Below are 21,859 nucleotides of genomic sequence, written 5' to 3'. Positions count from 1 at the left end.
GGACTCCATGCGCCTCGTCTTCGCCGGCACGCCGGCGCCCGCCGTGCCGTCGCTCCGACGGCTCGCGGCGTCGACACACGGCATCGCAGCGGTCGTCACGCGCCGCGATGCGCCGCTCGGCCGCAAGCGGGTGCTGACCCCGTCGCCGGTGGCCGCAACGGCGGACGAACTGGGGCTGCCGGTCATCCGCGCCGACCGGCTGGATGCCGAGGCCACGGAGCGGATCGCGGCGCTCGCGCCCGACCTCGGAGTCATCGTCGCCTACGGCGGTCTGGTGCGGGAACCCCTCCTGTCGGCGCCGCCGCACGGCTGGATCAATCTGCACTTCTCGCTGCTGCCCCGCTGGCGGGGGGCGGCGCCGGTGCAGCACTCCCTGATCGCGGGTGATGACGTGGTCGGCGCGAGCGTGTTCCAGCTCGTCCCCGAGCTCGACGCCGGTGACGTCTACGGCGAGGTCGAGCATCGACCCGCGAGCGGCGACACGGCCGGCGACGTGCTGTCCGCACTCGCCGACATCGGCGCCGCACTCCTCGCCGACGTGGTCGACGCGATCGCCGATGGCACCGCCGTGGCGCGACCCCAGCACGGCGAGGCGACATATGCGCCCAAGCTCTCGGACGACGACGGACGCGTGCGCTGGGGCGAGCCGGTCGGCGCGGTGCTCGGCCGCATCCGGGGTGTCACGCCCGAGCCCGGCGCCCACACCACGGTGAACGGCACGCGCGTCAAACTGCTCGCCGCAGGTCCTGCCCCCGCCGACGCGCCGGCCCTCCCCTCCGGCACCCTCTTTTCTCACGCCGGTGCGGTGCTGATCGGCACCGCGACCTCACCCGTCGCACTCGACCGCGTCCAGCCCGCCGGCAAGGGCCCGATGAATGCCGCGGACTGGTGGCGCGGCGTCCGTGCCGACACCGTGGTGGCGGAATCGTGAGCGGCGCGAGCGATTCGCGACGCATCGCCTACGAGACCCTGCGCGCCGTCCACGAGTCGGACGCCTACGCGAACCTGCTGCTGCCGAAGTCGATCGAGCGGGGCGGGCTCGACACCGCGGATGCCGCGCTCGCCACCGAGCTGACGTACGGCACACTGCGGCGCCAGGGCACGTACGATGCCGTGATCGCGATCGCGGCCGATCGGCCGGCATCCGAGATCGACCCCGGCGTGCTCGATGCGCTCCGCCTCGGCGTCCATCAGCTGCTGTCGACACGCGTCGCATCCCACGCAGCCGTCAACGAGTCGGTCGAGCTCGCGCGGGTCGCCGTCGGCCGAGGGGCAGCCGGCTTCGTCAATGCGGTGCTCCGACGCGTGTCGCGCGACACCCCTGGCGACTGGATGACCCGGGTGGCCGAGAGCGCGAGGTCCGACGACGAGCGTCTCGGGCTGCTGTTCTCGCACCCGGTGTGGGTCGTGCGCGCCTTCCGGCGGGCTCTCGCCGCCGAGGGACGCACCGACGAGCTCGAGGCCCTGCTTACGGCCGACAACGCGGCCCCGCGCGTCACGATGATCGCGCTGCCGGGGTTGGCGGAGGTGCCGGATGACGCGCGCCGCACGCCGTACTCGCCCCTGGGCTTCCGCCTCGGCGGCGGTGACCCCGAAGCCACGATCCGCGAGTCCGGCGGGCGACTCCGCGTACAGGACGAGGGGTCGCAGCTCGCCGCGCTGGCCCTGAGTCGGGCCATGCCGATCGCCGAGGGTGAGCGCTGGCTGGATCTCTGCGCCGGCCCCGGAGGCAAGACGGCGGTGCTCGCCGCCGAGGCGCTGAACCACGGCGCGCAGCTCGAGGCGAACGAGATCTCTCCCGCGCGCGCGGGGCTGGTGCGACAGGCCCTCACCGGGGTTCCGCTCGATGTTCACGTCTCGGAGCAGGACGGACGCGCGCGCGCGGACGAATCACCCGAAACGTACGACCGCATCCTGGTGGACGCGCCCTGCACGGGTCTCGGCGCCCTCCGCCGGCGGCCCGAGGCCCGATGGCGCAAGTCGCCCGCCGATCTCCCCGAGCTCACGCAGCTGCAGGGTGAACTGCTCTCGTCGGCGATCGGCGCCCTGAAACCCGGCGGGATCGTCGCCTACATCACCTGTTCGCCCCACCTCGGCGAGACCGCCGGAGTGATGGCCGAGGCGCGCCGCGAGTGGGGGGAGGCGCTGGAGGAGCTCGACGCCCGCTCCGTCGTCACCGAGATCGCGTCGGCCGACCTCGCCCTGCCGCCGCAGTCCGACGGCTCGGGTCGCGCGCAGCTGTGGCCGCATCGACACAACACCGACGCCATGTCGATCTCGCTGCTGCGTCGCGTCTGAGATTCTCCGGCGTCACTCCTGCAGGCGGAACCGCGAGGGCATCGTCTCGAACTCCGCTCTGAGCGCGATCATCGCGGCGGGATGAGCGCGCGCCAGCTCTCGCGCGTCCACTGTCACGACCGCCTCGGTGGGCAGGGCTTCGGCGAGTTCCCTGAGCACCGCGACGACGCGCTCCGAGCCCGCGAATCCGAGCTCACCACCCAGATGCAGCACCCGACCCGACTCCGTCGTCTCCACCCGCACCGCCGGTACCGCGACGCTCTCGTGCGGCTCGAGCAGATGCATCCCGAATCGCTCGGCGAAAGTCTCGACGACGGCGATCCCGCGCACGCTGTTGCCGTGCTGGTCCAATCGCGGGCTGAACGCCGCTACGCCGAACTGCGAGGGCGCCACCGCCAGCAGTCCTCCGCTCACCCCGCTCTTGGCGGGAAGCCCGACGCGCAGCAGCCACTCGCCCGAGAAGTCGTACATGCCGCAACTTGTCATGATCGAGAGCACGTCGCGAGCGACCGCCTCTTCGACGACGCGGACTCCGGTGACGGGGTTCCTGCCGCCGAATGCGAGCGTCGCGGCCATCACGGCGAGATCGCGCACCGTGACCACCAGCGAGCACTGCCGGAAGTACGACTCGACGACGGTGTCGACCGATCCGGTGATCACTCCGTGCGAGCGGAGCAGATGCGCGAGCGCGCGATTGCGGTCACCGGTGGCCGACTCCGATGCGTACACCGACTCGTCGACCCACAGCGAGCGTCCCGCGAAGGCCGAGAGCATCTCGACGATACGGCCGGTCTTGGTGTCGACATCGTCTCCAACGATGAGCGCCGTCGTGGCGATCGCGCCGGCGTTCACCATCGGGTTCGCGGGCCGTCCGGTGCCCGGTTCGAGGCTGATCGCGTTGAACGGCTCGCCGCTCGGTTCGACGCCGACCTTCTGAAGCACCGACTCGCGGCCGCGCTCGGCGAGCGCGAGAGCGAGCACGAACGGCTTAGATATGGACTGGATCGTGAATTCGGTGTCGGCGTCGCCCACGGCCCGCACGCGTCCCCGCGGTCCGACCGCCGCAAAAGCGAGCGTGTCGACGTCGGCGTCAGCCAGTTCGGGGATGTACGCGGCGGGCTCACCGCTCTCCAGCCCGCGCATCTCTTCGAGTACGTCGTCCAGCAGCGCGGTGATCGGGTCCACGGCTCGACCATAATGGACGCGTGCCCCCGCTCGACGAGAACAGCCGCCCCGGCGGCATCCGGATCAATCCGAGCATCCTCGCCGCCGACTTCGTGAACATGCAGGCGGACCTCGCCCGGATCTCGACGGCGGACTTCGTCCACGTCGACGTCATGGACAACCACTTCGTGCCGAACCTGACATTCGGACCCCAGATGGTCGGACGCATCCAGGCGACGAGTCCGGTCCCGCTCGACGTGCACCTCATGATCGACGATCCCGGCAGGTGGGCACCTGAGTACGCCGAGCTCGGCGCAGCGTCGGTCACATTCCACCTCGAGGCCGCCACCGAGCCGGTGACGCTGGCGCGGCGCCTGCGGGCGATCGGAGCGCGAGCCGGGATCGCCGTCAAGCCCGCCACCGCCGTCGAGGGCCTGTTCGACCTGCTCGACGAAGTCGATCAGATTCTGGTCATGACGGTGGAGCCGGGCTTCGGCGGTCAGTCATTCATGCCCGAGACGATGCCCAAGCTCCGCCGACTCGCCGACGAGGCCCGACGCCGAGGGTCGGCGGTCTGGCTCCAGGTGGACGGCGGAATCGGCGAGTCCACGATCGCGCAGGCGGCCGAGGCCGGTGCAGACACGTTCGTCGCGGGCTCGGCGGTCTTCGGCGCGGGGGATCCGGATGCCGCGATCACCGCCCTGCGCGCGACGGCGTCGAGGGCTGCGCACAGACACTGAGCCGTCGATGCTCCTCGCCCACTGATCCTCACCCACGCGACCCCGACGTCACGCGGAGCCGTGGCGTCCGCTCGTTGGATACCCTGGCTAGGTGAAGACGTTCGACGCGCTGTTCGCCGAGCTCGCCGCCAAAGCGGTCGAGCGCCCCGAGGGATCGGGGACGGTCGCGCAGCTCGACGCCGGAGTCCACGCGATCGGCAAGAAGATCGTCGAAGAGGCCGCCGAGGTGTGGATGGCGGCCGAGTACGAGTCGACGGATGCCGCGGCCGAAGAGATCTCGCAGCTTCTCTACCACCTGCAGGTGCTGATGCTCGCGAAGGGGCTCACGCCCGAGGATGTCTACCGACATCTCTGAGACTGCGTCCGACATCCGCCACCACCACCCGGAAAGCTCCGCACCCATGCTGCGAATCGCCGTGCCCAACAAGGGATCCCTCGCCGACACCGCCTCCGAGATGCTGCATGAGGCCGGTTACACCGGCCGTCGCGATCCGAAGGACCTCCACGTCATCGATCCGCAGAACGAGGTGGAGTTCTTCTACCTGCGTCCCAAGGACATCGCGACCTACGTGGGCTCGGGTGCACTCGACGTCGGCATCACCGGCCGCGACCTGCTCTTCGATGCACGGATGCCGGGCGCGCGCGAGATCGAGCCCCTCGGCTTCGGCGACTCGACGTTCCGCTTCGCGGGTCCTCCCGGCCGCTTCACGGCGATCGAGGATCTGGAAGGGGCGCGCGTCGCGACTTCGTACCCCGGACTCGTCGACGGCTTCCTCGACGAGCGGGGTGTCGCCGTGGATCTCGTGCCCCTCGACGGCGCGGTCGAATCCGCCGTGCGCTTGGGGGTGGCGGATGCCGTCGCGGACGTGGTCTCGACGGGGACGACGCTCAAGCAGGCCGGGCTCGAGATCTTCGGGCCGGTGATCCTCCAGTCCGAGGCCGTGCTCATCGGAGCACCCGATGAGGTGGATGGCACGCAGACACTGCTGCGACGGCTGCGCGGCGTCATGGTGGCACGCCGGTACGTGCTGATCGATTACGACCTTCCGGCGAAGTTGATCGACGAGGCGGTCGCCCTGGCACCGGGCATCGAGTCGCCGACGATCTCGCCGCTGCGCGACCCGGAGTGGGTCGCGGTGCGCGTCATGAGCCCGCGCAAGGGCGTCAACCAGGTGATGGATGCCCTTTACGCGATCGGCGCGCGCGCCATCCTGGTCACCGAGATCCACGCAGCGAGGCTCTGATGTCCCTGGTCTGCCGCGTCATCCCATGCCTCGACGTCGCCGGCGGGCGCGTCGTCAAGGGCGTGAACTTCGAGAACCTGCGTGACATGGGCGATCCCGTCGAGCTGGCCCGTGAATACTTCGCCCAGGGTGCCGACGAGATCACGTTCCTCGATGTGACGGCGACCGTCGACGAGCGGTCGACGACCTACGACGTCGTGCGGCGAACGGCGGAAGCGGTCTTCATCCCGCTGACGGTGGGCGGCGGGGTTCGCACCACCGAGGACGTCGCCCGCCTGCTCGCGGTCGGCGCCGACAAGATCGGGGTCAACTCCGCCGCGATCGCGCGCCCGAACCTGGTGGACGAGATCGCCGACCGATTCGGCGCCCAGGTGCTCGTGCTGTCGCTCGACGTCAAACGAGCCACGACGGGACCGAGCGACCTCATCCCGTCCGGTTTCGTCGTCACGACACACGGCGGCCGCACCGAGACCGCCCTCGACGCCCTGGGGTGGGCTCGTCAGGCCATCGAGCGCGGTGCCGGTGAGCTGCTGGTCAATTCGATCGACGCCGACGGCACGCGAGAGGGCTTCGACCTCGAGCTCGTCGCGCTCATGCGCGAGATCTCGAGCGTGCCGGTGATCGCGTCGGGCGGAGCGGGAAAGGCTGAGGACTTCGGTCCCGCGATCGCCGCCGGCGCCGACGCAGTGCTGGCGGCATCCGTCTTCCACTCCGGTCAGCTCACGGTTGGCGACGTGAAGGCGGCCATGATGGCGGAAGGAATCGCGGTGCGCGAGGTGGCGACGTGAGCGAAACGATCGACGAGCGCATCGCACGCGTCGCGTTCAACCCCGACGGACTGGTCGCGGCGATCATCCAGCAGTGGGACACGAGCGAGGTGCTCATGCTGGGCTGGATGGATGCCGAGGCCCTCCGCCGCACTCTCACCGAGGGCAGGGTGACCTTCTGGTCGCGATCGCGCCAGGAGTATTGGCGCAAAGGCGACACGTCCGGCAACATCCAGCTCGTGCGCGGAGCTCGCCTCGACTGCGACGGCGATGCCGTGCTGGTCGAGGTCGAACAGGTCGGACCGGCGTGTCACACCGGCACGCACACGTGCTTCGACGCCGACGACCTCGACCCGATCCGGGGCCCCGAGGCACCGGCATGACGCGACGCGCACGGCTGCTCGCCGTCGTGGTCGTTCTCGCCACGGGCGCGGTCGGCATCATCTCGTCGACGCAGACCTGGCTCACGGTCGTGCTCGGCGGCGCAGCGGCGCACACTCTCGAGGTGCCCGGTGCGGCGGCGATCCCGGTCCTCGCGCCGCTGAGTCTCGCCGTTCTCGCACTCGGCGGTGCCCTCTCCATCGCGGGACTCGTGCTGCGCTACCTCTTCGGCGCGCTCACCGTGGCGATCGCGGCGCTGCTCGCGTGGCTCACCGCATCGGTGGCGATCACGCGTCCGACATCGGCCGTCGCAAGCAGCGTGACCGACGCGACCGGCATCACCGGCGAAGGCGCTGTCGGTGATCTCATCGCGCAGGTCGACGCGACAGCATGGCCTTTCGTCGCGCTCGTCGGGTGGATCGCGCTGGTCGCCGCCGGCGTGTTCGTGCTCGCGACGGCACACCGGTGGCGGGGGAGCGGACGACGGTATCGAACGGACGCGCCGGTGGCTTCCGGCGCGTCGGCGACCGCCGGTTCGCGCCCACACGACGCGATCGACTCGTGGGATGACCTCTCGCGTGGCGAGGATCCGACGGCCTGACCGCTAGACTGACCTCGCCCCCGCGCACCCCTGGAGGAGATCCATGAGCAACCCCATCGGCGATCCCGGACACGGACATTCGCCCGCAGCCTGGACGGCCGTCATCATCATGCTCGTCGGGGTCGCCATCGGCACATTCTTCTTCTTCCTCGACATGCCCGTGGTGGTATGGATCTCGGCCGGCATCGTCCTCATCGGTGCGCTCGTCGGATGGGGCATGTCCAAGGCCGGCTACGGCGCGAACGGTCCGAAGTACGCGCCGAAAGACCATTGAGCACTCGTGCTGAGCGAACGCCAGTGAGTCGAAGCATGCTCGCCGACCTCACGGCCGGCGCGGTTGAGGATGCCGACGCCCGGGCTTCCGAGCAGCCGCTTGCGGCCGTCGAGGCGGCAGCCCTCGCGCAGCCGCCAGCGCTGGCCGCGCTTGCTGCGCTGGCACCGGCCGACCGGGTCAGGATCATCGCCGAAGTCAAGCGTGCGAGTCCCTCGCGCGGCGACTTGGCCGCGATCCCCGATCCTGCTCACCAGGCCCGGCTGTACGAGCAGGGCGGGGCGGCCGTCATCTCGGTCCTGACCGAGGGTCGCCGCTTCAAGGGCAGCCTGTCCGACCTCGTCGCCGTCAAGGCAGCCGTCGGCCTTCCGGTGCTGCGCAAGGACTTCATCGCGAACGAGTACCAGGTGTTCGAGGCCCGTGCGGCCGGAGCGGACCTCGTCCTGCTCATCGTCGCCGCCCTCGAGCAGGATGTGCTGGAACGCCTTCATTCGCTCGCGCTCGATCTCGGCATGACACCGCTCGTCGAGGCGCATTCCGCTGAGGAGATCGATCGTGCCGCTGCTGTCGGGGCGCGCGTCATCGGCGTGAACGCTCGAGACCTCTCGACGTTCGACCTCGACCGCGACCTCTTCGGCCGCCTGGTCGAGCGGATCCCCGCGGGCACTGTGAAGATCGCCGAGTCCGCGGTGCTGGTCCCGGCCGACGTGACGCATTACCGCGCGTCCGGTGCCGACGCCGTGCTCGTGGGGGAGGCCCTCGTGACAAACGACCCGATCGCCACGCTGAGCGCGTTCCTGGAGGCCGGCTCGTGAGTCTGCGCGCGGCATCCGGCCCCTTCTTCGGCGAGTTCGGCGGGCGCTACATGCCCGAATCGCTCATCGCCGCGATCGACGAGCTCACGGCGGAGTACGAGGCGGCGAAGGCCGACCCCGCGTTCGCGGCCGAGTTCACCAGGCTCCTGAACTCGTACGCGGGGAGGCCATCGCCTATCACCGAGGTCGCCCGCTTCGCCGAGCACGCCGGCGGAGCCCGGGTGTTCCTCAAGCGCGAAGACCTCAACCACACCGGCTCGCACAAGATCAACAACGTGCTGGGTCAGGCACTGCTCACCCAGCGGCTGGGCAAGACCCGCGTGATCGCTGAGACCGGTGCGGGGCAGCACGGTGTCGCAACCGCGACCGCGGCGGCCCTGTTCGGCTTCGAGTGCACGATCTACATGGGCGAGGTCGACACCGAGCGACAGGCGCTCAACGTCGCACGCATGCGACTGCTCGGCGCCGAGGTGGTGCCTGTGAAGACCGGCTCGCGCACTCTCAAGGACGCCATCAACGACGCCTACCGCGACTGGGTCGCGAGCGTCGAGACGACGAACTACATCTTCGGGACGGCAGCCGGACCCCACCCGTTCCCGGCGATGGTCCGCGACTTCCAGAAGATCATCAGCGAAGAGGCCCGTGAGCAGCTGCTGCTCGAGACCGGGCGACTGCCCGACGCGGTCATCGCGTGCGTGGGCGGCGGGTCCAACGCGATCGGCATGTTCGACGCCTTCCTCGACGACGAGGGCGTCAAGCTCTTCGGTGTCGAAGCGGCCGGCGACGGCGTGGACACGCCGCGGCATGCCGCATCCATCGAGCGTGGCCGGCTGGGCATCCTGCACGGTGCCAAGACCTATGTGCTGCAGGATGAGGACGGCCAGACGGTCGAGTCGCATTCGATCTCGGCGGGGCTGGACTACCCGGGCGTCGGGCCGGAGCATTCGTGGCTCGCGTCGATCGGACGCGCCGAGTACATCCCGGCGACCGATGACGAGGCCATGCAGGCCCTGCGGCTGCTGTCGAAGACCGAGGGAATCATCCCCGCGATCGAATCGGCGCATGCACTTGCCGGCGCCCTGCGGATCGGACGCGAACTCGGCCCCGACGCGATCCTCGCGGTGTGCCTCTCGGGCCGGGGCGACAAGGACATGGACACGGCAGCCCGCTACTTCGACCTGTACGACGCCGAGCATGAGCCTCAGCTCGTCCCCGAGAACGTCGCCGCGCCGGCGGCCGTCGACGCGGCGTCGGGCGAGGGCATCGAGCTATGACCTCCCGAGTCGCGGCAGCCATCGACGCTGCCCGGACCGAAGGCCGCGGCGCCTTCGTCGGCTACCTGCCCCTCGGGTTCCCCGACCTGCAGGCCAGCATCGACGCCGCTGTCGCGCTCGCCGAGAGCGGCGCCGACATCCTCGAACTCGGTCCGCCGTACTCCGACCCCGTGATGGACGGCACCGTCATCCAGGAGGCAACCCAGGCGGCTCTCGCCGGGGGCTTCCGGCTGCGCGACACATTCACCGCGGTGCGGGAGATCACCCGCCGCGTCGATGTTCCGGTGCTCGTGATGACGTATTGGAACCCTGTGATGCAGTACGGCGTGGACCGCTATGCCGATGACCTGCTCGCTGCGGGCGGAGCGGGACTCATCACACCCGACATCACCCCGGATGCCGCGGCGGAGTGGATCGCGGCCAGCACGCGTACCGGGCTCGACCGGGTCTTCCTCGCGGCGCCCACCTCCACCGATGAGCGGCTCGAGCTCATCGTCCGTGAGTCGACGGGCTTCATCTACACCGTTTCGACCATGGGCATCACGGGGGAGCGGGCGCAGCTGGATGCCGCAGCCCGCACGCTGGTCGCGCGTCTCCGTGCCCATGGTGCCGCGCATGCCTGCGTCGGGATCGGCATCTCGAACGCCGCGCAGGTCGCCGGGGTCCTCGAGTACGCAGACGGCGCCATCGTCGGCACCGCCCTCGTGCGAGCGCTGCGGGACGGCGGCATCGACGGTCTCCGCGATGTCGCACGCGCGCTGGCCGCAGGCACGCGCGCGCAGGTGAACTGAACCAAGCTCGTTAGACTCGCACTCATGCTTTCCACCGCCGCGAGTGTCGTCGCCAGCATCCCGAGCCCGTCGATCAGTTACTTCGACATCGGACCCCTGCGCATCCACATCTACGCGCTGTGCATCATCACGGGCATCATCGTCGCCACGCTGATGACGAACCGCCGGCTCACCAAGCGCGGTGCCGAGCCGTGGGTCGTCATCGACATCGCCCTGCTCGCCGTGCCCCTCGCGATCATCGGTGCGCGCATCTACCATGTGGTGACCCACTGGGACTTCTACTTCGGCCCGGGCGCCGTCCCTTGGTCGGCGCTCTTCATCTGGGAGGGCGGCATCGCGATCTACGGATCGCTCATCGGCGGCGCGATCGGCGCCTGGCTCGGGTGCAAGTGGACCGGCATCCGCTTCTGGACGTTCGCCGACGCGCTCGCCCCCGGGCTGCTGCTCGCGCAGGCGATCGGACGCTTCGGCAACTGGTTCAACCAGGAGCTCTTCGGCCTGCCGACCGACCTGCCCTGGGGGCTCGAGATCGACAGCGACAACCCGGCGTTCCCCCCGGGCCTCGAGCCGGGAACGCTCTTCCACCCCACCTTCCTGTACGAGGTGATCTGGAACACCCTGGGAGTGCTGGTCCTGCTGTGGGCAGGCCGCCGATTCCGCCTGCAGTGGGGCCGGGTGTTCGCGCTCTACCTCGTCTGGTACAGCGCCGGCCGCATCGTCTGGGAGTCCATCCGCATCGACCAGAGCGAGATCATCTTCGGCCTTCGCACGAACGTCTGGGCCGCGATCTTCGGCGTGATCCTCGGCGTCGTGCTCTTCTACGTGCAGAAGCGACGTCATCCCGGATTCGAGCCTTCGCCTTATGTGCCGGGCCGCGAGTGGAGGCCGCAAGGCGCTGTACAATCGCAGAACACCGACGAGTTCGTCGACGTCAGCGACCCCCCGACGTCGGAAACGATCGCGGACACCGCCACAAGCACAGCCGTCACGAAGTAACGCAGGCTCCGCCCCCGGAGCACGGGCCGACGTCGTCCCATCTTGAGCATCAATGTGAGGACGGTAGATATGGCATCGAGCCACCGTCGCAGTGACTCCCCGCAGGCGAGCACTTCCGAGCAGTCCGGCCTGAACGGCTTCCCCCCGCGTCAGGGCATGTACAACCCCGCCTTCGAGAAGGATGCCTGCGGGCTCGCGATGGTCGCGACGCTCCGCGGCGAGGCCGGCCACGACATCATCGACCTCGCTCTGACGGCGCTGCGCAATCTGGAGCACCGCGGCGCGATCGGGTCGGATGCCGGCACGGGCGACGGGGCCGGCATCCTGACGCAGATGCCGGATGCCTTCCTCCGCGCGGTCGTCGGGTTCGAGCTTCCTCCTGCGGGGCAGTACGCGGCGGGCATGGTGTTCCTGCCGCGCGACGACGACGCCCGCGCCGCGCAGAAGGCAGGGATCGAGCGCATCGCGGCCGAGGAGAACCTCGTCGTGCTCGGCTGGCGCGAGGTGCCCACCGCCGACGAGAACCTCGGCAAGCTCGCGTTCGCGGCGCGGCCGGTGTTCGAGCAGCTGTTCGTCTCGCGACCCGCGGTCGGCGACGCACCGGCGCTGTCGGGGATCGCCCTCGACCGGCGCACGTTCCGGCTGCGCAAGCGTTCGCGGCGCGAATGCGACGCCTACTTCGTCTCGCTGTCCGCACGCACCCTCGGCTACAAGGGCATGGTCACGACCCTGCAGCTCGAGCCGTTCTATCCCGACCTGCAGGACCAGCGGTTCGCCTCCGAGCTCGCGGTCGTGCACTCCCGCTACTCCACCAACACCTTCCCGTCCTGGCCCCTGGCGCAGCCGCTGCGGATGCTCGCCCACAACGGCGAGATCAACACCGTGAACGGCAACCGCAACTGGATGCGGGCGCGCCAGTCGCAGCTCGAGTCCGAGCTGCTCGGCGACCTGCGCCCCGTGCTGCCGATCTGCACCCCCGGCGCCAGCGATTCCGCATCCTTCGACGAGGTGCTCGAGCTGCTCACCCTGACGGGGCGCAGCCTGCCGCACGCGATCATGATGATGGTGCCCGAGGCATACGAGAAGCAGGTCGACATCGACCCGAAACTCCGCGCGTTCTACGACTTCCACTCGATGCAGATGGAGCCGTGGGACGGCCCCGCTGCGCTGATCTTCACCGATGGCACCCTCGTGGGCGCGACTCTCGACCGCAACGGGCTGCGCCCCGGCCGCTGGACCGAGACCACCGATGGCCTGATCGTCATCGGCAGCGAGACCGGCGTGCTCGACTTCGCCCCCGAGCGGATCAAGCGCCGCGGCCGGCTTCGCCCCGGACGCATGTTCCTCGTCGACACGGCCCAGCGGCGCGTGGTCGAAGAGGATGAGATCAAGACGCAGCTGGCTGAACTCCACCCGTGGCAGGAGTGGCTGGATGCCGGACGTGTCCGGCTCGCCGACCTGCCCGAGCGTGAGCACATCGTGCACCCGATCGCGTCCATCACGAGACGTCAGCGCACGTTCGGCTATACCGAGGAAGAGGTCCGCATCCTCCTCACCCCGATGGGCCAGACCGGTGCTGAACCGCTCGGCGCGATGGGCAGCGACACGCCGGTCGCCGTGCTGAGCGAGCGGCCCCGGCTGCTTTTCGATTACTTCACGCAGCAGTTCGCCCAGGTGACGAACCCGCCGCTGGACTCCATCCGCGAAGAAGTCGTCACCTCGCTCGCGCTCGGGCTCGGCCCCGAGCGGAACCTGCTGTCGTGGGGACCGGATCACACTCGCGTCGTCACCCTCGACTTCCCCGTCATCGACAACGACGAACTCGCGAAGATCCAGCACATCGACACGGCTCTGCCCGGTCGGACGTCTGTCACGATCCGCGGACTCTACCGTGTCGAAGCGGGACACAAGGGCATGCAGAAGCGTCTCGCGCAGATGTGCGACGAGGTCGATCAGGCGATTGAAGACGGCGCCGAGTTCATCGTGCTGAGCGATCGCGACTCGAACAAGGACCTCGCCCCGATCCCGTCGCTGCTGATGCTCGCCGCGGTGCACCACCACCTGATCCGCAACGAGACGCGCATGAAGTGCGGACTCGTCGTCGAGGCCGGCGACGTGCGCGAAGTGCATCACGTCGCGACGCTGATCGGGTACGGCGCGTCCGCCGTCAACCCGTATCTCGCGATGGAGACCGTCGAGTACCTGGTGCGTGCCGGCTACATCACGGGCATCCCGCCCGCGAAGGCGGTCAGGAACCTCATCTACGCGCTCGGCAAGGGCGTCCTGAAGATCATGTCGAAGATGGGGATCTCCACCGTTTCGTCCTACGCGGGTGCCCAGGTCTTCGAGGCCGTCGGCCTGTCGCACGACTTCGTGGAGCGGTACTTCACCGGCACCGAGAGCAAGCTCGGCGGCGTCGGGCTCGACGTGATCGCGACCGAGAACGCCGCCCGTCACAACTACGCCTACCCGCAGGATGCCGCCATCCGCGCCCATGAGCGGCTCTGGAACGGTGGGGAGTACCAGTGGCGCCGCGATGGATCGCCGCACCTGTTCAACCCTGACACCGTGTTCCGGCTGCAGCACGCCACACGTTCCCGCCGGTACGACATCTTCCGCGAGTACACCAAGCTCGTGGACGACCAGGCGAGCGAGCTCAAGACCCTGCGCGGGCTCTTCCGGCTGAAGACCGAGGGCCGCGAGAGCATCTCGATCGACGATGTCGAGCCGGTCTCGGCGATCGTGAAGCGGTTCTCGACCGGGGCGATGAGCTACGGCTCGATCTCGCGCGAAGCGCACGAGACGCTCGCCATCGCGATGAACAGCATCGGCGGCAAGTCGAACACCGGCGAGGGCGGCGAGGATGTCGATCGGCTGCTCGACCCCGAGCGCCGCAGCGCGATCAAGCAGGTCGCGTCGGGGCGCTTCGGAGTGACGAGCCTCTATCTCACCGAGGCCACCGACATCCAGATCAAACTCGCTCAGGGCGCCAAGCCCGGCGAGGGCGGACAGCTGCCGCCGACGAAGGTCTATCCGTGGGTGGCGCGCACGCGTCACGCGACCGCGGGCGTCGGGCTCATCTCGCCACCTCCGCACCACGACATCTACTCGATCGAAGATCTCAAGCAGCTGATCTACGACCTCAAGCGCGCCAACCCGAAGGCTCGGGTGCACGCGAAGCTCGTGAGCCAATCCGGGATCGGCGCGGTGGCCGCAGGCACCGCGAAGGCGCTGGCTGACGTCATCCTGGTCTCGGGTCACGACGGCGGCACGGGCGCGAGCCCGCTCAATTCGCTGAAGCATGCCGGCACACCGTGGGAGCTCGGCCTCGCCGAGACGCAGCAGACGCTCATGCTGAACGGCATGCGCGACCGCGTGGTGGTGCAGGTCGACGGGCAGCTCAAGACCGGCCGCGATGTGATCATCGGCGCGCTGCTCGGTGCCGAGGAGTTCGGGTTCGCGACGGCTCCGCTCGTCGTATCGGGATGCGTCATGATGCGCGTCTGCCACCTCGACACCTGCCCGGTGGGTGTCGCGACGCAGAACCCGGCGCTGCGCGCCCGTTTCAGCGGCAAGCCGGAATTCGTCGTGAACTTCATGGAGTTCATCGCGGAAGAGGTGCGCGAGTATCTCGCCGAGCTCGGATTCCGCTCGCTCGACGAGCTGATCGGCCACACCGAGCTGCTCGACGTGAACGGCGCCGTGCAGCACTGGAAGGCGAGCGGGCTCGACCTCGCTCCCGTGCTCAACGGCCCGGCCTTCGCCGAAGACGAGCCGCGCCGCAACACCCGCGAGCAGCTGCACGAGCTCGACAAGCACTTCGACGTGCCGCTGATCGAGCGCGCGCAGGATGTCATCGCGCACGGCGGCAACCTCACTGTCGACCTGCCGATCCGCAACACGGAGCGCGCGGTCGGCACGCTTCTCGGACACCACGTGACCAAGGCGCGCGGCGAGAACGGGCTGCCGTCCGGATCGATCGTCGTGAATCTGACCGGATCGGCCGGGCAGTCGTTCGGCGCGTTCATGCCCGCCGGAATCACTCTCCGCCTCGAAGGCGACTCCAACGACTACGTCGGCAAGGGGCTCTCGGGCGGGCAGATCGTGATCCGCCCACCGCGGCACGCGACGTTCGACGCGTCGAAGAACGTCATCGCCGGCAACGTGATCGGCTACGGCGCGACCCAGGGCACGATGTTCCTGCGGGGAGTGGTCGGCGAGCGATTCTTCGTCCGCAACTCCGGTGCCACCGCCGTCGTCGAGGGCGTCGGCGACCACGCGCTGGAATACATGACCGGCGGGCTCGCCGTCATCCTCGGTGCCACAGGCCGCAACCTGGGTGCCGGGATGTCCGGCGGCACCGCGTACATCTACAAGCTGGACTCCGCACTGGTCAATCGCGAGGCTCTCGCCGCAGGAGAGCTCGAACTCGGCGGACTCGGTGCGGGGGATGCCGCGATCCTGCGCGACCTGCTGGTGCAGCATGTCGCCGAGACGGACTCGACCTTGGCGGCCTCGCTCCTCGAGAACTTCGAGACCGAGCTCGACAACTTCGTGCGGGTGCTGCCCCGCGACTACGCAGCGGTGCTGCAGACCCGCCAGGAGGCGGTCGCCGAGGGGCTCGACCCCGATGGCGATGTCGTCTGGACCCGCATCCTGGAGGTGACAGGTGGCTGATCCCAAGGGCTTTCTGAAGGTCACGGAGCGGGAGCTGCCCCCGCGGCGACCGGTTCCGGTGCGCATCATGGACTGGAAAGAGGTCTACGAACCGGGTGACCCCAGCGTGCTGCGCCGCCAGGCGGGACGCTGCATGGACTGCGGCATCCCGTTCTGCCACAAGGGGTGTCCGCTCGGCAACCTGATCCCGGAGTGGAATGACCTCACCTGGCGCAACGAGGGTCGGTCCGCCATCGAGCGGCTGCACGCGACCAACAACTTCCCGGAGTTCACCGGTCGGCTGTGCCCCGCGCCGTGCGAGAGCGCGTGCGTGCTGGGGATCAACCAGCCCGCGGTCACGATCAAGCAGATCGAGGTCTCGATCATCGACGAGGCCTTCGCCAACGGCTGGGTCGAACCCGAGCCGCCGGGGCGTCTGACCGGCAAGACGGTCGCCGTCGTGGGATCCGGTCCCGCAGGGCTTGCGGCCGCGCAGCAGCTGACGCGTGCCGGGCACACCGTCGCCGTCTTCGAACGCGACGACCGCATCGGCGGGCTGCTGCGCTACGGCATCCCCGACTTCAAGATGGAGAAGCGCCACCTCGAGTCGCGATTGCGCCAGATGCAGGATGAGGGCACCCGATTCCGCGCCCGCGTCGAGATCGGCAAGGACATCTCGTGGAGCGACCTGCGGGCGCGCTACGACGCCGTCGTCATCGCCACCGGAGCGACGGTCCCGCGCGAACTCGCCATCCCGGGTCGCGACCTCGCCGGCGTCCACTTCGCCATGGAGTACCTCGTCGAGTCCAACCACGCCACGGCCGGCGACTCGGTGCCGAACCAGATCTCGGCTGAGGGCAAGCATGTCGTCGTGATCGGCGGTGGCGACACCGGCGCCGACTGCATCGGCACCGCCCACCGCCAGGGGGCTTTGAGCGTCACGAACCTCGCGATCGGTCGCCGCCCCCCGGGCGAGCGCCCCGAGCATCAGCCCTGGCCGATGACGCCGCTGCTCTTCGAGATGCAGTCCGCTCACGAAGAGGGCGGCGAGCGGTCATACCTCGCCTCGACCGTCGAGTTCGTCGGCAACGGACTCGGCGAAGTGCGAGGCCTGCGCGTCGCCGAGACCGAGTTCGTCGACGGCCGGCGCGTGCCCAAGAGCGGGACCGAGCGCGAGATCCCCGTCGACCTGGTGCTGATCGCCATGGGCTTCACCGGCCCGGAGCGCGCTCTTCTCGAAGAGCAGCTGGGCGCGCAGTTCACCGATCGCGGCAACGTTCTGCGGGCCGATGACTACCAGGCCACGGCGCCGGGCGTGTTCGTCGCCGGCGATGCCGGCCGCGGGCAGTCCCTCATCGTGTGGGCGATCGCCGAGGGCCGCGCGGTCGCAGCGCACGTCGACAAGTACCTCATGGGCGAGACGGAGCTGCCTGCTCCCGTTCACCCGACCGATGTCGCGATAGGTCTGCAGCCCGCGTAGGCTGGCCGAGGCTCTTCGCCACCGATACCCTCCCGGAGAATGAACAAGGATGAGACGCGCCAAGATCGTGGCCACGCTCGGCCCCGCCACCTCGTCGTATGAGATGGTCCGCGCGATCATCGAAGCCGGCGTCGACGTAGCCAGGTTGAATCTCAGCCACGGTGACTACTCGGTACACGACACCAACTTCGCCAACGTGCGCAAGGCGGCGGATGACGTGGGCCACGCGGTCGCCATCCTGGTCGACCTCCAGGGCCCCAAGATCCGTCTCGGCAAGTTCGCGGACGGCCCGCACGACCTCGCCGTCGGCGACATCTTCAAGATCACGGTCGAAGACATCCTCGGCACCAAAGAGATCGTCTCGACGACGTTCAAGGGCCTCCCGAACGACGTCAAGGCCGGAGACTTCCTGCTCATCGACGACGGCAAGGTGCGCGTCAAGGTCCTCGAGACCGACGGCACCGTCGTCACGACCGAGGTCATCGTCGCCGGACCGGTCTCGAACAACAAGGGCATCAACCTTCCGGGCGTCGCCGTGAATGTTCCGGCACTGTCCGAGAAGGACGAGGAAGATCTGCGCTGGGGCCTCCGGGCCGGGGCGGATCTCATCGCCCTCTCGTTCGTCCGGAGCGCTAAGGATGTGCAGCGCGTCCACGTCATCATGGCGGAGGAGGGGCGACACATCCCCGTCATCGCCAAGATCGAGAAGCCGCAGGCCGTCGACAACCTCGAGGAGATCATCGACGCGTTCGACGGCATCATGGTCGCCCGCGGCGACCTCGGCGTCGAACTGCCGCTGGAGGCCGTGCCGATCGTGCAGAAGCGTGCGGTCGAGCTCTGCCGCCGGATGGCCAAGCCTGTCATCGTCGCGACCCAGATGCTCGAGTCGATGATCGACAACCCCGTTCCGACGCGCGCAGAGACCAGCGACGTCGCCAACGCCGTGCTCGACGGGGCCGACGCGGTCATGCTCTCGGGTGAGACCAGCGTGGGGAAGTACCCGGTCGTCGTCGTCGAGACGATGGCGCGGATCGTCGCGTCGACCGAGGACCACGGTCTCGAGCGCATCGCGAAGCTGACGACGAAGCCTCGTACCCAAGGCGGTGCCATCACGCTCGCCGCGATGGAGGTCGCCGAGTTCGTCGATGCCAAGTTCCTCTGCATCTTCACCGAGTCTGGTGACACCGCACGCCGGATGTCGCGGCTGCGCCCCCACATCCCGATGATCGGCTTCACACCCGAGCCCGCGATCCGGCGCCGGATGGCCCTCACATGGGGAGTCCAGTCCACGCTCGTCGAGCACGTCGCGCACACCGACCGCATGTTCATCCAGGTCGATGACTACCTGCTCGCCAACGACCTCGCGAAGGTCGGCGACAAGGTCGTCGTGATCTCGGGATCCCCTCCGGGAATCATCGGGTCGACCAACGACATCCGCATCCACAAGGTCGGCGACGCCGTGCACGGCAAGGCGCCGATCTACAAGTCCGGCGAGTTGTAAGCCCAATCGTCTTCAGGATCGGTCGCGCTCGCTAGGCTGAGCGCGACCGATCCTTTTCGCAACTGGGGGGTACCTCGCATGTTCTTCTGGTGGCTGCTGTGGCTGTTCTACGTCGCCGCGTATATCTACGTCGTCATCCTGATCGTCTCGGACCTGTTCCGAGACGAGAAGCTGAGCGGCTGGCTCAAGGCCGTCTGGATCATCGTCCTGGTCTTCGTGCCGTTCCTGACGGCCCTGGTGTATGTCATCGCCCGCGGTAAGGGCATGGCCGAGCGCGCGGCCGCATCGAGGGGCTACACGATTGCGGAATCCGACGACTACAAGCCCACCGCGTCATCCACTCCGGCCGACGACATCGCAAAAGCGAAGGCGCTTCTGGATGCCGGAACCATCAGCCAGGGGGAGTTCGACGCGCTGAAGAGCAAGGCGCTCGGAAACCAGTACTTCGGCGCGTAGAGCGCAGCCCGGATGCCGGCCGCTGATCCGCCGGTGAGCGACCAGCCGCTGGCGCCCGCCGTCGTCGGTCGTCGCGTGCACTGGCTGGAGCTGTTCTTCGATCTGGTGATGGTGGCCTACATCGGCCAGATCGCCCACACGATGCACGGGGATCCGCGCTGGACCGACGCGCTCGTCTTCTTCGCACTGCTCGCAGCCGCATGGTGGGCCTGGGTCAATGCGACCATCACGATGAACCTGTTCGGTGCCCGGGTGACGCCGTCGATCTGGATCGCCGTCACGATCGCCATGATCGCGATCGGTGTGATGGCGGCCGCCGTACCCGACGCCCTCACCGAGCGCGCCGCCGCGTTCGCGATCGGCAATGCGGTGATTCGCTTGGTCTGGGCGCTCCCGTGGTTGCTCAAGCGCCGCACGACCGGCGCCCCGTGGTGGCGTCCCGTCGTCTACAGCGGCATTCCGGCGGCGCTGTGGCTCGCGTCGATCGCAGTGCCGCCGCCGTGGCAGTACCTGCTCTGGGCGATCGCCGTGGGCATCGAGATCATGCTGCTGGGCTTCCTCGGCCGTCAGCGCACCTGGCTGCGTGACCATCTCGACATCGATCACCTCGTCGAACGCGTCGGCCTGCTCGTCGTCATCGTGTTCGGCGAGTCCATTCTCACGATCATCGCGGACCTGGACGAGCACTGGGGCGCACCCGCCGGCGTCGCAGCGATCCTCGGCTTCGCCACCGTGTCGATGCTGGCGTGGATCTTCTTCGGATACGCCACGGTCGCCGTCGAGCGCGGACTCCGGCGATTGCAACTGCGGGGCAGCGTCGGCGGCCTGCGCGACACCGTGATGTACCTGCCGTTCTTCCTCATCGCCGGCATCGTGCTCTTCGCGGCGGGCCTCGGAACGGCGGTGGCGGATGCCGGGCACCACCTGCCCGTCGGAGCCGTCGTCTGCCTCGCCGGGGGAACCAGCCTGTTCTTCGCCACGAGCCTCGGCGAGTCCCTTCGCTACGGCGCGCCGTGGCGCGACATCGTGGTGTGGGGACCGGCCGGGGTGCTGCTGCCATGGGTGCTCGTGCCGCTGAGCACTGTGGTGACCGCCGAAGCGGTGGTCGCGGCATCCGCGATCGTGATCGCCATCATGCTCGGACTGAACGAGTTCAACTTCCGCCGCGTGCAGGCGCGGCTCGAGGCGGATGCTGCGCGAGGGGTGGACCGCCTCGCATCGTGAAAGAGCGCCGGCCCTGGTGGACCGGCGCCCTTTCTCTTGCGTACCGGTGGTGGGACTCGAACCCACATGCCCTCACGGGCAACCGATTTTGAGTCGGTCGCGTCTGCCATTCCGCCACACCGGCGCGGCTCGCGAACGACCATACCGTAGGATTCAAGTGTGACCGACCAAGAGCAGGCCAGTGGGTCTTCGACATCCGCCCCCCGTCGCGTCGTCGTCGCGGAGGATGAGTCGTTGATCCGCCTCGACATCGTCGAGATCCTCCGTGACAACGGATTCGACGTCGTGGGGGAGGCAGGCGACGGCGAGACGGCCGTCGCGCTGGCGACAGAGCTCCGTCCGGATCTGGTGATCATGGACGTGAAGATGCCGCAGCTCGACGGCATCTCCGCCGCCGAGAAGCTCAGCAAGAACCACATCGCGCCGGTCGTGCTGCTGACGGCTTTCAGCCAGAAAGAGCTCGTCGAGCGTGCCAGCGAAGCCGGCGCCCTGGCATACGTCGTCAAGCCCTTCACGCCGAACGACCTGCTTCCGGCGATCGAGATCGCTCTGGCGCGCTATGAGCAGATCATCACGCTCGAGGCCGAGGTCGCCGACATGGTCGAGCGCTTCGAGACCCGCAAGCTGGTCGATCGGGCGAAGGGCCTTCTGAACGAGAAGATGGGCCTGACCGAACCCGAGGCGTTCCGCTGGATCCAGAAGGCCTCGATGGATCGCCGCCTCACGATGCAGGATGTCGCCAAGGCGATCATCGAGCAGTTGGCACCCAAGAAGGGCTAGCGCCCGGTCTCCGCTCCACGCGGCTGCCCGATCCGGCGGATGTGGTTCGTGATCCGGATCGTCGAGCACCGGCGTCCGTGATCGTCGGTGACGACGATCTCATGCACGGCGATGGTCTTGCCGAGATGGACAGGCGTGCAGACCCCGGTGACCACGCCTGATGTGGCCGACCGCGTATGCGTCGCGTTGATGTCGACGCCCACGGCGAGCCGACCAGGGCCGGCGTGAAGGTTCGCGGCCATCGAGCCGAGCGATTCGCCGAGCACGACATACGCGCCGCCGTGCATGAGTCCGACCGGCTGGGTGTTGCCCTCGACGGGCATCGTCGCGACGCACCGCTCCAGCGTGAACTCCACGAACTCCATGCCCATCTTCTCCGCGAGTGCACCCATGCCGCGCTTGGTCGCCCAGTCGAGTGCG

At 68.8% G+C, this 21,859-nt stretch carries 21 protein-coding genes and 1 tRNA gene; 19 read left to right on the top strand and 3 right to left on the bottom strand.

Translation table 11 applies throughout. The features are described 5' to 3' along the window. The first annotated feature begins 7 nt into the window (after positions 1-7). Positions 8-931: a methionyl-tRNA formyltransferase gene (locus ABD188_RS12160; RefSeq protein WP_344062463.1), complete on the top strand. Its 924-nt coding sequence runs from the start codon at positions 8-10 to the stop codon at positions 929-931. Further along, positions 928-2,298, top strand: coding sequence for an RsmB/NOP family class I SAM-dependent RNA methyltransferase (locus ABD188_RS12155; protein WP_344062460.1), 1,371 nt, complete (start codon positions 928-930; stop codon positions 2,296-2,298). The genes ABD188_RS12160 and ABD188_RS12155 overlap by 4 nt, the downstream gene beginning before the upstream one ends. Positions 2,299-2,310: 12 nt before the next feature. Here the strand turns inward: ABD188_RS12155 and glsA are convergent, their stop codons facing one another. Further along, positions 2,311-3,483, bottom strand: coding sequence for a glutaminase A (glsA, locus tag ABD188_RS12150; protein ID WP_344062457.1), 1,173 nt, complete (start codon positions 3,481-3,483; stop codon positions 2,311-2,313). A gap of 20 nt (positions 3,484-3,503) precedes the next feature. Between glsA and rpe the strand changes: the two genes are divergently transcribed. The 16 genes from rpe (at position 3,504) to ABD188_RS12070 (ending at position 20,659) form a co-directional block, all read left to right on the top strand. Next, positions 3,504-4,202, top strand: coding sequence for a ribulose-phosphate 3-epimerase (gene rpe, locus ABD188_RS12145; RefSeq protein WP_344062454.1), 699 nt, complete (start codon positions 3,504-3,506; stop codon positions 4,200-4,202). Positions 4,203-4,293: 91 nt separating this feature from the next. Then, complete coding sequence (locus ABD188_RS12140) at positions 4,294-4,557, top strand: phosphoribosyl-ATP diphosphatase (protein WP_344062452.1); 264 nt, start codon at positions 4,294-4,296, stop codon at positions 4,555-4,557. Between the two features lie 46 nt (positions 4,558-4,603). Continuing rightward, a complete protein-coding gene (hisG, locus tag ABD188_RS12135; protein WP_344062449.1) occupies positions 4,604-5,446 on the top strand; it encodes an ATP phosphoribosyltransferase in 843 nt (280 codons plus the stop codon). Further along, positions 5,446-6,234 carry an imidazole glycerol phosphate synthase subunit HisF gene (hisF, locus tag ABD188_RS12130; RefSeq protein WP_344062446.1) on the top strand — a complete coding sequence of 263 codons (789 nt, stop codon included), beginning with the start codon at positions 5,446-5,448 and terminating at the stop codon, positions 6,232-6,234. Before hisG ends, hisF begins: the two co-directional genes overlap by 1 nt. Further along, on the top strand, positions 6,231-6,596 hold the full coding sequence (gene hisI / locus ABD188_RS12125) for a phosphoribosyl-AMP cyclohydrolase (protein WP_344062443.1): 366 nt from the start codon (positions 6,231-6,233) through the stop codon (positions 6,594-6,596). The genes hisF and hisI overlap by 4 nt, the downstream gene beginning before the upstream one ends. After that, positions 6,593-7,195, top strand: a complete 603-nt coding sequence (locus ABD188_RS12120) for a Trp biosynthesis-associated membrane protein (RefSeq protein ID WP_344062440.1) — start codon at positions 6,593-6,595, stop codon at positions 7,193-7,195. Before hisI ends, ABD188_RS12120 begins: the two co-directional genes overlap by 4 nt. 43 nt (positions 7,196-7,238) lie before the next feature. Next, positions 7,239-7,469: an HGxxPAAW family protein gene (locus tag ABD188_RS12115; RefSeq protein WP_344062437.1), complete on the top strand. Its 231-nt coding sequence runs from the start codon at positions 7,239-7,241 to the stop codon at positions 7,467-7,469. Between the two features lie 35 nt (positions 7,470-7,504). Then, positions 7,505-8,281, top strand: coding sequence for an indole-3-glycerol phosphate synthase TrpC (trpC, locus tag ABD188_RS12110; RefSeq protein WP_344067071.1), 777 nt, complete (start codon positions 7,505-7,507; stop codon positions 8,279-8,281). Further along, positions 8,278-9,555 carry a tryptophan synthase subunit beta gene (trpB, locus tag ABD188_RS12105; protein ID WP_344062434.1) on the top strand — a complete coding sequence of 426 codons (1,278 nt, stop codon included), beginning with the start codon at positions 8,278-8,280 and terminating at the stop codon, positions 9,553-9,555. The genes trpC and trpB overlap by 4 nt, the downstream gene beginning before the upstream one ends. Further along, the gene (gene trpA / locus ABD188_RS12100; protein WP_344062431.1) at positions 9,552-10,346 is read left to right on the top strand and encodes a tryptophan synthase subunit alpha; all 795 of its coding nucleotides are present in this window, start codon (positions 9,552-9,554) and stop codon (positions 10,344-10,346) included. The genes trpB and trpA overlap by 4 nt, the downstream gene beginning before the upstream one ends. A 24-nt stretch (positions 10,347-10,370) precedes the next feature. Further along, positions 10,371-11,342, top strand: a complete 972-nt coding sequence (gene lgt / locus ABD188_RS12095; protein WP_344062428.1) for a prolipoprotein diacylglyceryl transferase — start codon at positions 10,371-10,373, stop codon at positions 11,340-11,342. Positions 11,343-11,411: 69 nt separating this feature from the next. Further along, complete coding sequence (gene gltB / locus ABD188_RS12090) at positions 11,412-16,019, top strand: glutamate synthase large subunit (protein ID WP_425561346.1); 4,608 nt, start codon at positions 11,412-11,414, stop codon at positions 16,017-16,019. Further along, entirely contained in the window at positions 16,012-17,478 is a 1,467-nt protein-coding gene (locus ABD188_RS12085) for a glutamate synthase subunit beta (protein WP_344062425.1), read from the top strand. Before gltB ends, ABD188_RS12085 begins: the two co-directional genes overlap by 8 nt. Before the next feature lie 49 nt (positions 17,479-17,527). After that, entirely contained in the window at positions 17,528-18,979 is a 1,452-nt protein-coding gene (gene pyk, locus ABD188_RS12080) for a pyruvate kinase (protein ID WP_344062422.1), read from the top strand. Between the two features lie 78 nt (positions 18,980-19,057). Further along, complete coding sequence (locus ABD188_RS12075) at positions 19,058-19,435, top strand: SHOCT domain-containing protein (protein WP_344062419.1); 378 nt, start codon at positions 19,058-19,060, stop codon at positions 19,433-19,435. Positions 19,436-19,468: 33 nt separating this feature from the next. Continuing rightward, positions 19,469-20,659 carry a low temperature requirement protein A gene (locus ABD188_RS12070; protein ID WP_344062416.1) on the top strand — a complete coding sequence of 397 codons (1,191 nt, stop codon included), beginning with the start codon at positions 19,469-19,471 and terminating at the stop codon, positions 20,657-20,659. 41 nt (positions 20,660-20,700) lie between these two features. Here ABD188_RS12070 and ABD188_RS12065 read toward each other — a convergent pair. Beyond that, a tRNA-Leu gene (locus tag ABD188_RS12065) sits at positions 20,701-20,783 on the bottom strand. Positions 20,784-20,818: 35 nt separating this feature from the next. Here ABD188_RS12065 and ABD188_RS12060 point away from each other — a divergent pair. Continuing rightward, complete coding sequence (locus ABD188_RS12060) at positions 20,819-21,439, top strand: ANTAR domain-containing response regulator (RefSeq protein WP_344062413.1); 621 nt, start codon at positions 20,819-20,821, stop codon at positions 21,437-21,439. Here ABD188_RS12060 and ABD188_RS12055 read toward each other — a convergent pair. Then, entirely contained in the window at positions 21,436-21,831 is a 396-nt protein-coding gene (locus tag ABD188_RS12055; protein WP_344067065.1) for a hotdog fold thioesterase, read from the bottom strand. The genes ABD188_RS12060 and ABD188_RS12055 overlap by 4 nt on opposite strands. Positions 21,832-21,859 lie beyond the last annotated feature (28 nt).

Origin of the sequence: Microbacterium pumilum, from assembly GCF_039530225.1 — a bacterium.
Lineage (GTDB): Bacteria > Actinomycetota > Actinomycetes > Actinomycetales > Microbacteriaceae > Microbacterium > Microbacterium pumilum.
The sequence above is the reverse complement of the archived record's forward strand: the minus strand, read 5'-3'. Positions and strand labels throughout refer to the sequence as shown.

Excerpts from the sequence above, each read along its gene's own strand:
- ABD188_RS12055 (WP_344067065.1), bottom strand. The coding sequence starts at position 21,831 with ATGGGTGCACTCGCGGAGAAGATGGGCATGGAGTTCGTGGAGTTCACG.
- hisG (WP_344062449.1), top strand. The coding sequence starts at position 4,604 with ATGCTGCGAATCGCCGTGCCCAACAAGGGATCCCTCGCCGACACCGCC.
- lgt (WP_344062428.1), top strand. The coding sequence starts at position 10,371 with ATGCTTTCCACCGCCGCGAGTGTCGTCGCCAGCATCCCGAGCCCGTCG.
- trpA (WP_344062431.1), top strand. The coding sequence starts at position 9,552 with ATGACCTCCCGAGTCGCGGCAGCCATCGACGCTGCCCGGACCGAAGGC.
- ABD188_RS12115 (WP_344062437.1), top strand. The coding sequence starts at position 7,239 with ATGAGCAACCCCATCGGCGATCCCGGACACGGACATTCGCCCGCAGCC.
- hisF (WP_344062446.1), top strand. The coding sequence starts at position 5,446 with ATGTCCCTGGTCTGCCGCGTCATCCCATGCCTCGACGTCGCCGGCGGG.
- trpC (WP_344067071.1), top strand. The coding sequence starts at position 7,505 with ATGCTCGCCGACCTCACGGCCGGCGCGGTTGAGGATGCCGACGCCCGG.
- ABD188_RS12075 (WP_344062419.1), top strand. The coding sequence starts at position 19,058 with ATGTTCTTCTGGTGGCTGCTGTGGCTGTTCTACGTCGCCGCGTATATC.
- ABD188_RS12160 (WP_344062463.1), top strand. The coding sequence starts at position 8 with ATGCGCCTCGTCTTCGCCGGCACGCCGGCGCCCGCCGTGCCGTCGCTC.
- pyk (WP_344062422.1), top strand. The coding sequence starts at position 17,528 with ATGAGACGCGCCAAGATCGTGGCCACGCTCGGCCCCGCCACCTCGTCG.
- gltB (WP_425561346.1), top strand. The coding sequence starts at position 11,412 with ATGGCATCGAGCCACCGTCGCAGTGACTCCCCGCAGGCGAGCACTTCC.
- ABD188_RS12120 (WP_344062440.1), top strand. The coding sequence starts at position 6,593 with ATGACGCGACGCGCACGGCTGCTCGCCGTCGTGGTCGTTCTCGCCACG.